General features: G+C 67.7%; 13 protein-coding genes. 8 read left to right on the forward strand and 5 right to left on the reverse strand.

Translation table 11 applies throughout. The features are described from left to right. The 4 genes from ACTHNQ_RS01310 to ACTHNQ_RS01325 form a co-directional block, all read left to right on the forward strand. Positions 1 to 528, forward strand: a 528-nt coding sequence (locus tag ACTHNQ_RS01310; RefSeq protein WP_440330639.1) for a helix-turn-helix transcriptional regulator, incomplete at its 5' end; no start/stop codon positions are given. A 177-nt stretch (positions 529 to 705) separates the two neighbouring features. Further along, positions 706 to 882, forward strand: a complete 177-nt coding sequence (locus tag ACTHNQ_RS01315) for a hypothetical protein (RefSeq protein WP_440330640.1) — start codon at positions 706 to 708, stop codon at positions 880 to 882. Between the two features lie 2 nt (positions 883 to 884). Beyond that, positions 885 to 2,432, forward strand: a complete 1,548-nt coding sequence (locus ACTHNQ_RS01320; protein ID WP_440330641.1) for a sodium:solute symporter family protein — start codon at positions 885 to 887, stop codon at positions 2,430 to 2,432. Continuing rightward, the gene (locus tag ACTHNQ_RS01325) at positions 2,429 to 4,039 is read left to right on the forward strand and encodes an amidohydrolase (protein WP_440330642.1); all 1,611 of its coding nucleotides are present in this window, start codon (positions 2,429 to 2,431) and stop codon (positions 4,037 to 4,039) included. Before ACTHNQ_RS01320 ends, ACTHNQ_RS01325 begins: the two co-directional genes overlap by 4 nt. Positions 4,040 to 4,303: 264 nt before the next feature. Here ACTHNQ_RS01325 and ACTHNQ_RS01330 read toward each other — a convergent pair whose 3' ends face one another. Further along, positions 4,304 to 5,455 carry an aminotransferase class III-fold pyridoxal phosphate-dependent enzyme gene (locus tag ACTHNQ_RS01330; protein ID WP_440330643.1) on the reverse strand — a complete coding sequence of 384 codons (1,152 nt, stop codon included), beginning with the start codon at positions 5,453 to 5,455 and terminating at the stop codon, positions 4,304 to 4,306. A 9-nt stretch (positions 5,456 to 5,464) separates the two neighbouring features. Between ACTHNQ_RS01330 and ACTHNQ_RS01335 the strand changes: the two genes are divergently transcribed. Continuing rightward, positions 5,465 to 6,055 carry a helix-turn-helix domain-containing protein gene (locus ACTHNQ_RS01335; protein WP_440330644.1) on the forward strand — a complete coding sequence of 197 codons (591 nt, stop codon included), beginning with the start codon at positions 5,465 to 5,467 and terminating at the stop codon, positions 6,053 to 6,055. Positions 6,056 to 6,456: 401 nt separating this feature from the next. On the opposite strand, the gene ACTHNQ_RS01340 is transcribed toward ACTHNQ_RS01335, so the two are convergent. Together ACTHNQ_RS01340 and ACTHNQ_RS01345 are read right to left on the reverse strand one after the other, a co-directional pair. Continuing rightward, complete coding sequence (locus tag ACTHNQ_RS01340) at positions 6,457 to 6,954, reverse strand: PaaI family thioesterase (protein ID WP_440330645.1); 498 nt, start codon at positions 6,952 to 6,954, stop codon at positions 6,457 to 6,459. Between the two features lie 28 nt (positions 6,955 to 6,982). Further along, complete coding sequence (locus tag ACTHNQ_RS01345; RefSeq protein ID WP_440330646.1) at positions 6,983 to 7,591, reverse strand: TetR/AcrR family transcriptional regulator; 609 nt, start codon at positions 7,589 to 7,591, stop codon at positions 6,983 to 6,985. Positions 7,592 to 7,696: 105 nt separating this feature from the next. Between ACTHNQ_RS01345 and ACTHNQ_RS01350 the strand changes: the two genes are divergently transcribed. Continuing rightward, on the forward strand, positions 7,697 to 8,716 hold the full coding sequence (locus tag ACTHNQ_RS01350) for an aldo/keto reductase (protein ID WP_440330647.1): 1,020 nt from the start codon (positions 7,697 to 7,699) through the stop codon (positions 8,714 to 8,716). A gap of 62 nt (positions 8,717 to 8,778) precedes the next feature. Here ACTHNQ_RS01350 and ACTHNQ_RS01355 read toward each other — a convergent pair whose 3' ends face one another. After that, positions 8,779 to 9,603: a lysostaphin resistance A-like protein gene (locus ACTHNQ_RS01355; RefSeq protein WP_440330648.1), complete on the reverse strand. Its 825-nt coding sequence runs from the start codon at positions 9,601 to 9,603 to the stop codon at positions 8,779 to 8,781. A 92-nt stretch (positions 9,604 to 9,695) separates the two neighbouring features. Continuing rightward, positions 9,696 to 10,250 (reverse strand): dihydrofolate reductase family protein, encoded by a 555-nt coding sequence (locus ACTHNQ_RS01360; protein WP_440330649.1) that lies wholly within the window; start codon positions 10,248 to 10,250, stop codon positions 9,696 to 9,698. A gap of 145 nt (positions 10,251 to 10,395) precedes the next feature. Between ACTHNQ_RS01360 and ACTHNQ_RS01365 the strand changes: the two genes are divergently transcribed. Next, entirely contained in the window at positions 10,396 to 10,872 is a 477-nt protein-coding gene (locus ACTHNQ_RS01365; RefSeq protein WP_440330650.1) for a DUF2975 domain-containing protein, read from the forward strand. Next, complete coding sequence (locus tag ACTHNQ_RS01370; protein WP_440330651.1) at positions 10,873 to 11,127, forward strand: helix-turn-helix domain-containing protein; 255 nt, start codon at positions 10,873 to 10,875, stop codon at positions 11,125 to 11,127. Positions 11,128 to 11,294: the final 167 nt, after the last annotated feature.

Raw genomic sequence — 11,294 nt, forward strand, 5'->3', positions numbered from 1 at the left:
GTCAGCAGCATCGCGCACGAACTGGAGACTGTGCCGGCGGCTGCCCGGGCTGCGGTGATCGACGCAGCCGGAGCCGCGACCTCTCTTCAGGGTCGCGAGTTGAGTACCTTGCCCGCTCGAATGGACTTCATCGCCGTTGTACGCCCCATGTTCTCGACCCCGCAGGCGGAGGTGTCCTTCCTGTGGGTCGCCGACGGCTCCTGGCATCGCGTGCTGGTGCGGCGGCAGGCCGATGAGTCGGTGGACGGGGAACACCATCTGGTCATCATCGACAGTCCGGGAGAGCGACCCTACGGCCTGACGTTCACCGAGGTGCGCGTGCTCACGCGCATGATCACGTGTTCCACCAACGACGAGGTCGCCGCCGCGATGGGCACAAGCGTGCGCACCGTTCACACGCATGTCTCGAACATTCTCGGAAAACTCGGCTGCGACAGGCGGGGCCAAGCCGTCGCGTCTGCGATCCGCAACGCCCTCTTCCTGCCCGACTCCACACCGGAAGCCTCGCTCCGGAATCTGCTGCAGTAAGCAGACAGCAGCGCCAGCAACCGGATATCAGTATTCATGCTGAGACCAGCCGGGCGATCACGCTCTAGCGTCGCCTTGTCAGAAGCGCATCGAGGCGCTTCCTTCCTGGCTGGAGGCCCAAAGATGAGGCATCAGACGACACCCCTCGTTCCCCCGACCCGACCACGTTCACGAGCTGTGTGGATCAGGTTGATCGTCGCGTTCGACTTTCTGCTGCTACTCGCGCCGCCGCTGCATTGGGCGTTCGCGACCGCGGGCGACCCGTTGTCCAGTCTCGGCTACCTGGTGGGTGGCAGCGCCCTCGTGGTGCTCTCGCTTCCCGCCCTACTCGCATTGACCGCGAAGGAGGCCTGAGCGTGGAAATCCTGATTGGCTACGGGTCCGTCGTGCTGCTCTTCCTTCTCATCGTCTTCGTTCTCGAACGAACGCGCCCCAAGGCTGCTTCCTTCAGCGACTACGCGACGGGGGGTCGATCGTTCGGCAGCTTCTACTCGACAATGGCTTTTCTCAACACCTGGCTGCCGGGCACGATCTTCATCTCGTTCGCCGGCTTCGCTGCCGCCGCCGGCGTGATCGGCTACTACTTCGTGCCGTACTCACTGCTGGCAACGGTGCTGATGTTCCTCCTCGCCAAGCCGGTGAGCGTCTGGGGTCGCACTTTCGACCTCCGCACGCAGGCGGATCTGCTCGGCAAACGGTACGACTCCAAGGCTGTACGAGTGATCGCCGCAGTCATCGGCATCATCGCGTCGTTCCCATGGGTCGTGCTTGGGATGCAGTCCCTCGCGCTGGTGTTCTCATCGCTGTCGTTCGGTGCGGTGAGCGCCGGAGCGGCTGTGTTCATCGGCATCGCCGTCATCGCGGTCCGGCAGATCTGGACCGTCCGCTTCGGAGCACGGGGCATCATCATCAGCGATCTGGTGCAGGGGGTCCTCTCCTACTTCATCGGCACCCTCATCGCCGTCGGGCTGCTGGTGTGGCTCGTCACGAACGGACATGGATTCGACGAGGTCAACCCTGCGTTCTTCGCTATCCCCGGACCGGGTTCCGACGTGGGCGGACTGTACTTCTTCTCGCTTCTCCTCACTGGAACGCTCGGCGGTTGGTGCTGGCCGGACATCTTCGTGCGATTGTTCTCGACCCGCAGCACCCGCACCATCCAGCGAGCCGCGACGCAGGCCGCTCCGATCCTCCTCGTGTTCGGGACGGCCCTCACCCTCCTCGCCATCGCCGCGTCGACCTATCCTGGTGTTGCGGAGGCCCCCGACTCGGTCTGGTTCATCACCGCGGGCATCGGCGGGGTCGTCACTGTCACGATCGCGGGCCTATGCGTGCTCGCCGCGACGATGGGCAACGTCGGCGCCAACCTGCAAGCCCTCGGCACGCAGACCGCCAACGACATCGTCGGCGTGATGCGGCACCGTCGCGTCGACAACCCCCGAGTCGGACAGATCACAGTCGCGGTCATCACCATCGTCGCGGCTGTCTTCGCCGTGTTCACCACAACCTCGAACAACCTCATCGTGCTCGCGCTCATTTCCTATCAGGGAATCCTGCAGCTGGCGCCGACCCTGTTCTTCGGGATCTTCTGGCGGCGCGGCACCGCAGCGGGAGCCGCGAGCTCGATGCTTGTGGGATTCGCCACGGCCGCTGCGCTCCAATGGTTCTACCCCATCTCCATCCCGGCGCTCGGCGGACTCACGTCCGGCGTCGTCGCGTTGATCGTGAACGCCGCCGTCTATGTCGCAGTAGCGGTCCTGTTCCCGGCGAAGCCGGTCGAACGTGCACGGGTCGACGGGCTGTACGCCGTGCTTCGCACCCCGGATGCGGCGACGGTCGGTGCGGTCGCCCCCTCGGGAACCTCCCTGCCCAATGCCGAGCCGACGACGGAGCCCGCCCGATGACGGTTCATGCATACGACCGCGTCATCCTTGCTGACACGATCCTGACCCTCGATCCGGCGCATCCCGTCGCGCAAGCCATCGCCCTCGACCACGGACATATTGTCGCAGTGGGAGACCGTGACGACGCGAAGCTGTGGGCCGCGAAAGCGGTTGTCGAACTGGGCGACGCAACGATAACCCCCGGTTTCGCCGATTCGCACTCTCACCCGGTCATCGGGATGCGCACCGTGCGCGGCATCGACCTCAGCGAGGTCCGGGACCTGGAGGGTCTCGCCCGAGCTCTGCGGACGAATGCTCCGTCCGGCTCGGGCTGGGTGCTGGGCTGGAACCTTAGCCCGGAGGCCTACGCCCAGCCCGGCATCGACGTGGACTTCTTCGCCCGAATCCTGCCCGGGCGACCGGTCTTCCTTAAGACATTCGACTACCACGCAGCGTTCGTCTCTCGCGAAGCACTCGATCGGGCGGGCGTGCAGGGGCCCGTCGAGTTCACCTCGCATGCCCGGATCGAGTGCGACGACGAGGGCAGGCCCACGGGTGCCGTCTGGGAGATGGACGCCGTCGCGCTCATCGAAGGCGCCATCGCCCAGCCGCCTCTGGCCGTTCAGGCCGAAGAGCTGCACACGCTGCTCAGGGACATGGCAGCCACCGGACTCACACTCACACACTCGCTGATCCTCGACGAGACCGAGATCGATTTGCTCGAGAAGGCCGAACGGATCGCCCCGCTGCCACTGCGGTACCTCGCCGCGCCCGTCTGCGAGCCGGGCTCAACACGGGAGGACTGGGAACGGCTTGCCCAGCTGCAGTCGCGGCGAGGGCTGCGATGGCGGATCCAGGGGGTCAAGTTCTTCCTCGACGGCACGGTCGACAACGGCACCGCCTGGCTGCAGACGCCCGATGCGCACGGCGAGTCGACGACCTCGATATGGCACGACACCGATGAGTACGCCGCAGCAATCGGGTTCTTCGCGCAGCGCGGGATTCCCACCTTCACCCACGCCATCGGCGACGCCGCGATACGGTTCGCGCTGCTCACGCTCGGCGCCGTTCCACGGCCCCAACACGGGACACATCGCATCGAGCACATCGAAGTCTTGCCCACCGACCTGGTCCCGTTGTTTGCCGAATTCGGGGTGGCGGCAAGTATGCAACCCGCCCACGCCTGCCTCTCGGTGCAGGCAGACCATTCTGACAACTGGTCCCAGCGTCTGGGAGACCGGGCCGCCCGCGGTTTCGCGCAGAAGGACATCATCGAGGCGGGAGGACTTCTCGTGCTCGGGTCCGACTGGCCGATCGGTCCGTATGACGCTCGCGAAATCATGGCCATCGCACAGCTGCGGCGACCCGTGGCCCGCACGGACCGCGCGCCAGTGATCCCAGCTCAACGGTTGAGCTTGATCGAGGCACTTGAGGCGTACACCCGCTCACCTGCGGTGGCCGCAGGCCAGACCCAGGAGGGGGTCATCACGGTCGGCAACCGCGCCACTCTGACGGCCTTCGGCGCGGACATCCGTCGAGTCGCACCCGACGATCTTCCCGCTGTGCCCGTGATCTTCACCGTGATCGACGGTGTTGATGCCTACACCTCACTGCCGGCAGCCATGTGATCCCGGCGCCTCCATCTCGGGCAGGGCGAGCTCGGGATTCGACATCGACACCTCCGAGCGGACCCTCCTCGCGTCAGTCGCCCAGGCCTCACGCAGGGCTCACCCCGCGAAGCCGGTCTATCAGGGCTGAATCTCGCGACTTTGGCCCGCTCGACTCGCTGAGAAGATCCGGTCTGTTCGGACTGACACTGCTGACGGCTCCTGGTTCGCGCGCGAACGCTCCGGAGCAGCCGAACGCGACGGCCCGCTTCCCGCGGCGGAATGCTACAGACCTTCAGTCAGCACGGCGTCGAGGGCGTCGAGGAAAAAGTCGGCGCTGTCCGCGCTGATGCACAGCGGGGGCTTTATCTTGAGCACGTTCTGACGGTCGCCGGTCGGCTGCACGATGACGCCGCGGCGCAGCATCCGCTCGCACAGTTCGCGGGTCTCGGCGGTCGCCGGCTCCAGCGTCCGTCTGTCGCGCACCAGTTCGAGACCGAGGTAGAGCCCGCGCCCGTGCGCAGCGCCGACGAGCGGGTGGAGCTCGGCCAGCGCGGCAAAGCCCGCAAGCAGGCGCTCTCCCATCGCTAGTGCGTTCTGCTGCAACCCCTCGTCCCTGATGACATCGAGCACCGTGGTCCCCAGCCGCGCGCTGAGGGTGCTGCCGCCCGCCGAAGAGAAGAACGTGCCCTGCTCCGCGAGCGACCGTGCGATGTCGGCGCGGGTGATTACCGCGCCGAGCGGATGCCCGTTGCCCATGGCCTTCGTCGCGGTCAGGATGTCGGGCACCACGCCCGGATGCTGCTGGAAACCCCAGAACACATCACCCTGCCGGCCGTAGCCGACCTGCACTTCGTCGGCGATCGCAATGCCACCCTGGGCGCGCACCGCCTCGTAGACCTCACCGAGATAGCCGGCTGGCACCTCGACCGCGCCGGCGTTGCCATGACGCGGCTCCGCGATGAACGCGCCGATCGGGGTTCCGGCCGCAGCCCACTCACTGAGCTGCCGCACCCCGTCGCTCGCGTAGCGCGCTCCGGCACCCTCGCCACGATAGCGACCCCGGTAGGCGTTCGGAGCGTCGACCACGTGCACCCACCGCGGGCGCGTCTGACCGGCGAGCGGATTGTCGGAGACGCTCGTCGAGACGGCGTCGGCGGCGACCGACCAGCCGTGATACGGCTCGCTGACGCAGGCGACATCCTCACGACCGGTGAATGCGCGGGCGAGGCGGAGAGCCAGGTCGACGGCCTCAGTGCCGCTGTTGACCAGCAACACGGTGTCCAGAGGATCGGGGACGGTCGCGAGCAGCCGCTCGGAGAAGTCGACCACCGACCGGTAGTGGAACCGGGAGTTGGTGTTCAGGATGCGCCACTGATCGGCGACCGCGGCGGCGAGCCGAAGAGGTATCTGCGGAACACTGGAGAAGTAAGACAAACTGGTGGCGTGAAGGTCGACGTGAGGACTCTTGACGGCTCAAAGATGTCGGCGGCGAGCGCCGCCCTCTCCGTCGGGTCCGCGCTGCGCATCGCGCCCGCGTTCGTCGCCACCGCGGTCGACGACGACGCCGGCGTGGAGACAACCATCAAGGCGCACTACACGCCGCAGCGGGGCCGCTACCTCATCACCACCATCACCAACCGTGCGATCGCCGACGAGTTCAGTGAAGACCGCCTCAAGCACACCGCCCCGCAATCGCTCGTGCAGACCGCCATCCCCCACTGCGTCGCCCTCCAACTCGACGACAGCCCTGGCGCCAACTGGACGACCGTCGCGGACCTCACCAGCGCCGACGGCCGGATCATCCCTCCCTGGATGGCTGAGGCTGTCGTGAAGCGCGGCATCAAGGATGAACGGTGGCAGGTGATCGAGATCCTTTACGGCACGGCCGCCCTGGCTGACCTGCCACCTGTGAAGCTCATTGCGTCCGAACTTGGGATCCCCGAGCGCACCGCGTCGGACTGGATCCAGAAAGCCCGCGCATCCGGCTGGCTCACCGGCCTCACCTCGAACGTCGGCCGGCCACCCGCCAGCTAACCACCCCGGATCACGCGCCCGCCGGGTGAGGTGACGTGGAGTTTACGAAGGTGTCAGTGATGTCCTGATGCATCGCACAGCGCCGGGCGGTCCCTGCCCACATTTTGCCCACGAACCGCGCGGATTGGGCCCGATCGACGCCGATTCGCAATGACGTCGATCCGCGTGATTCCGCGGATTCTGGGTCGAAACAGACCCAGACGGATGCCCCCGATGTTGACTGAAAATCGAAAGGTCACCGGATCGATGCCGGTCGGAGCCACAAGGGTGATCGTTACAGTCACCCCAGGAACCCTCGCGTAGCTTCTACATCGCGGGGGTTTCGTCTTTTCCGGACTACGTCCCCGCTCGCAGAGGGGGATGACGCAGGCGCGGTCGAGCCCGATGTCGTGCGCGACCAGCTACGGGTGCAGCACCAGCAGTGAGCTCGTGGCCGTCGCGAGCACCTGGCCGGCGGCATCCGTCAGCTCTCCTTGCGCGAAGACGACCCGGCGGCCGCCCTTGACCACCCACCCCCGTGCGCGAAGTCGGCCAGACGACGCCAGGATGGGGCGCAGGTACGAGACGTCGAGATCGATCGACGTGTACCCGATGCCCGCCGGGAGCGTCGTGTGCCCGGCGCACCCCACCGCGGAATCGAGCATCGTGCAGGCCAGCCCGCCATGCACGAGTCCGAGCGGGTTGTAGTGGTACTCGTCGGGGTCGCATTCGAACACGGCCTCGCCGGGATCCGCCGACGCCAGCCAGAAGCCCATGAGCCGGGCGATCGGCGGCGGCGGGAAGTCGCCCGCGACGATCGCACGCAGGTAGCTCAGCCCATCGAGATCGCGGGATGCCGCCAGCGGCGGTGCCGGGTCGTCCCAGGTGATGGTCCTCGTGCGGTCGGCATTCGCTGTCATGGCCACACGATAGACCCGGCCCGGGTTCTCAGATGGCGGCCGCCGGAGGTGGCGCACCGACGGAGCCCGCCGTCAGCCCGTCCAGCAGGACGGCGACCATGAGGCCGTCCTGCTCGCCAGAGTCGGCGCGCGTGTCAGCGAGGCGGCTCAGCGCGTAGATCACATCCTTGGCGGGAACCCCGGGGCGGATCGTGCCGTCGGCCGCTCCGGCGTCGAGGATCCGCTGGACCTTCGGACCGAGGACGCCGATGAACTGCTCGGGCAGCGGGGCATAGGCGGGATCTCCGGAGTGGAGCGCGGCGGCAAGGCCGCGCTTCGTGCCCACGAAGCGGGCGAGACTGTCGGCCCACCGGCGCAGGGCTTCTGCGGGTGGCAGCTCTGCGGCCAGCCGATCGGCCTCGGCCGCGGTCGCCTCCAGCTCCCGACGGAAGACCGCGATGATAAGGTCCGACCGCTGGGGGTAGTGACGGTAGATGGTGCCGACACCCACTCCCGCCCGAGCGCTGATCTCGCGCATCGGAGCGTCGACGCCGAGCTCGGCGAACGCGGACTTCGCCGCCTGCAGCACCGTCTCCGTGTTGCGGACCGCGTCGGCGCGTCTGCGCCGAGGCTCGCTGGCTCCCTGTTCGACGCTCAACCGACACCTCCTTGAAAGCGGAACGATGTTCCGTATACTTGCGGAAAGGTGTTCCGCTTAGGTCGAGCCTACCGGCTCGAGGCGAGGACATCGACTGGAGGACATATGAAGCACCGCACACTCGGTCGCACCGGCATCCAGGTCTCCCCCTTCGCGCTCGGCGCCATGATGTTCAGCTCGTTCGGCAACAGCGACCAGCAGGAGGTCGACCGGATGGTCGGCCGCGCGCTGGATGCGGGGATCAACCTCATCGACACCGCCGACGCCTACGGCGACTCGGAAGAGATGGTCGGGCGCGCGCTCAAGGGTCGCCGCGACGACGTCATCCTCGCGTCGAAGTTCTCGCGCCCGATCGGCGACGACCCCAACCACCAGGGCGGGTCACGCCGTTGGATCATGACGGCGGTCGAGAACTCGCTGCGCCGCCTGCAGACAGACCACCTCGACCTCTACCAGATGCACCGCCCCGACCCGGCGACGGACATCGACGAGACACTCTCGACGCTGACCGACCTCGTGCGGAGCGGAAAGGTGCGCGCCATCGGGTCGTCGGACATGCCCGCCTCCGAGATCGTCGAGGCGCAGTGGATGGCCGAGCGGCGCGGATTCGAGCGCTTCCGCGTCGAGCAGCCGCACTACTCGCTGCTCGATCGCGGGGTGGAGCGCGAGGTGCTGCCGATGGCGCAGAAGTACGGGATGGGCACCGTGATCTGGAGCCCGCTCGCGAGCGGGATGCTCACCGGCCGGGTCCGCCGCGGGCAGGAGAGCGATCTGCGGCGCACCCGCATGTTCGCCGCTTTGCGGGACGAACGCCGCATCGACGCCGTCGAGCAGTTCATCACGCTCGCTGAGGACGCCGGCATCCCGCTGACGCACCTGGCGCTGGCCTTCGTGATCGCGCACCCCGGGGTGACCGCGGCGCTCATCGGCCCCCGGACCATGGCGCAGCTCGACGACCTGCTCGCGGCGGCCGACGTTGAGATCACGGACGAGATCCTCGACCGCGTCGACGAGATCGTCCCGCCGGGCACGGGCGTCGGGCGCATGGACCAGGAGTACAACACGCCGCCCATCACCTCCCCCGCGCTGCGTCGCCGAGTCGCCGAGGAGAGGGCCGCGGCGTAAGGATCTTCCGCCCCAGGCGGCGGGGCGCGCGGCGCTCCCGCGCGCTCCGTCAGCCGCGGCCGCTAGGCCGCGATCGGGTCCCCGAGCTCGGGAGTCGCAGTCCGCTCGACGCGACCCCGGATGAAGATGAGCAGCACCAGCCCGGTGACGATGACCGCGAAGTTGCCGAGGTTCGCGACGCCCGTCAATGCGCTGCTGGAAGGGTAGAGCGTCAGCAGGAAGATCGACGGGTCGGTCGACGCGTGCAGCAGGATCGGCCAGATCAGGTTGCCCGTCACGCGCAGCGACAGATACATCAGCAGACCGAACGCGAACGTGTAGACGAGCTGGATCCCGGTCGCCAGCACCGACTGGCCCGACAGCAGGTTGCCCGAGTGCAGCAGGGCGAACAGCGCGGCCGACACGACGGCGACGACGATCTCGCGGTATCCGGCCTTGCGCATCATGTTCACCACGAAGCCCCGGGTGAGCACCTCTTCGGCGAAGCCGATGAACAGACCGGCGACCAGCCATGCGATCACGACGCCCGCGCCGGCCTCGGCGTAGTCGACCGCCGCGAAGTGGAGCACGTTGAAGAACAGCACGACCGCGACGGCGATCCACATCCAGCCCTTGCCGCGGATCGGCTGCGGCGCGAAGAGCTCGCGCAGCCACCCGGTCGACAGCGCGAAGACGACGAGGATCACGCCGCCGAGCGCGATGGGCAGCGCCGTCCCGTAGAGGACCTCCAACGCGGGGTCGTCGGTCGAGACGACCGGCGGCCCGAAGAGCAGCGACCCCAGCTGGTACAGCACGTAGTACGAGACGACGAGCAGCAGCGAGCGCCACCAGCCGCCCTTGTTCCAGAAGCTCTGCCAGCGGTTCTGAGCGGGTGCGGCATCCGTCATCGGTTCCCCCTGGGTCGACGTCACCTCGATCTTCGGGCATCCGCGCCTCACGTGTGTGGCAGCGCTCCGAAGATCGCCCAGGGCGGGTCGGATCACTCCACCCGGTAGCCGAGGTAGACGAATCCGTTCGCGAAGCGGCGCTCGGCGAAGAGCCCGAGCTCGAGGTGCAGTCCTTCGTCCAGGAAGCGGGCGCCACCGCCCACGACAGCCGGCGCCATCACGACGTGGACCTCGTCCAGCACGCCGGCGCGCGCGGCGGCCGAGGCGAGCAGACCGCCGCCGATCACGACGGGGTCGGGTGCGGCATCCACCATCTCTCGCACCTCGGCGGGGTCGAACACCGGACGCAGGTCGGTGCGCCGGGTCGTGACGGCTTGCAGCGTCGACGAGAAGACGACCTTGTCGATGTCGCGCCACTGCAGCGCGAACTCCCGCTCGGCGGGCGGCAGGTCGTCGAGCGGCAGGTCGTCCCACACCTTCATCACCTCGTACACCTTGCGCCCGTAGAGGTGGGTGCGCGCCGGCGCGAGCAGGTCGTTGACGAAGGAATGGACCTCGGCGTCGGGCGCCGCCCAGCCCCAGCGGCCGTCGGGTCCGGCGATGTAGCCGTCGAGCGACGCGGAGTTGAAGTAGATCAGCGAACCCACGCCGGGCACGCTACGCGCCGCCGCGCGTTCGCATAACCCCGCTGCGGTTCGCGGCCGATCCCCAGGTTCGCCCTCTTGTGAGAGGGGCGGATGCCAAGGCTATTGTTTCTCGATAGGTACATGCCGTTTATCGATAGGTGGGCACATGCAACGCACGACGATCGTCGCTCTCAAGGTCTTGATCGCAGGCCTGCTGGCCCTGCTGCTGTTCTGCCAGATCTTCGTCGTGCCGGCCGTCGCCGCACAGTCCGCCGTGCGCTACTCCGAGATCGCCTACTTCGAGTTCCCGGGCACGATCGTGGGCATCCTCTTCCTGCTGTGCGTCCAGGTCGTGCTGGTCTGCGTCTGGCGGCTGCTGTCGCTCGTGCGCGAAGACAGCATCTTCAGCGAGAGCGCGTTCCCCGACGTCGACGTCAGCCTCGCGGCCGTCGCGTTCGCGACGTTCCTCGTGCTGATCGCCCTCGTCGCCCTGAGCTTCACGGGGTTCATGACGCCGTCGATCACGCTGCTCCTGCTGCTGGGGGTCGTGGTGGGCGCTGGGCTGTCGCTGCTCGTCGTCGTCCTGCGCGGCCTGCTGCGCAAGGCGTCGCAGCTCGAAGCCGACCTGTCGGAGGTGGTGTGAGTGCCGATCATCATCAACCTCGACGTGCAGCTGGCGAAGAAGAAGATGTCGGTCACCGATTTCGCCGCGGCCATCGACATCACGCCGGCCAACGTGTCGGTGCTCAAGAACGGCCGGGCGAAGGCGGTCCGGTTCACGACGCTCGACGCAATCTGCCGCGTGCTCGAATGCCAGCCCGGCGACATCCTCGAATGGGTGCCCGACGACCACCCGGCCGCCGTGGCCGCCGGCTCGGCGTCCGAGGGCGACGGATGAGCACTGCCGTGCACGAGCGCCGGTCGCCGGCGTGGAACGACAGGGCCATCGCCGAACTGCTCGATGTCGTGCGCTGCCCGGTGTGCGCAGGCGGCATCGTGTCGGAACGACGCTGCCCCGCGTGCGGCGCCGACTTCGCCGGACCGATCGGGCGCGACCTCTGGCTG

Source organism: Microbacterium sp. (assembly GCF_051953575.1).
Lineage (GTDB): Bacteria > Actinomycetota > Actinomycetes > Actinomycetales > Microbacteriaceae > Microbacterium.

Coding starts and splice junctions, on each gene's coding strand:
- ACTHNQ_RS01325 (WP_440330642.1), top strand. CDS start 2,429: ATGACGGTTCATGCATACGACCGCGTCATCCTTGCTGACACGATCCTG.
- ACTHNQ_RS01350 (WP_440330647.1), top strand. CDS start 7,697: ATGAAGCACCGCACACTCGGTCGCACCGGCATCCAGGTCTCCCCCTTC.
- ACTHNQ_RS01340 (WP_440330645.1), bottom strand. CDS start 6,954: ATGACAGCGAATGCCGACCGCACGAGGACCATCACCTGGGACGACCCG.
- ACTHNQ_RS01355 (WP_440330648.1), bottom strand. CDS start 9,603: ATGACGGATGCCGCACCCGCTCAGAACCGCTGGCAGAGCTTCTGGAAC.
- ACTHNQ_RS01365 (WP_440330650.1), top strand. CDS start 10,396: ATGCAACGCACGACGATCGTCGCTCTCAAGGTCTTGATCGCAGGCCTG.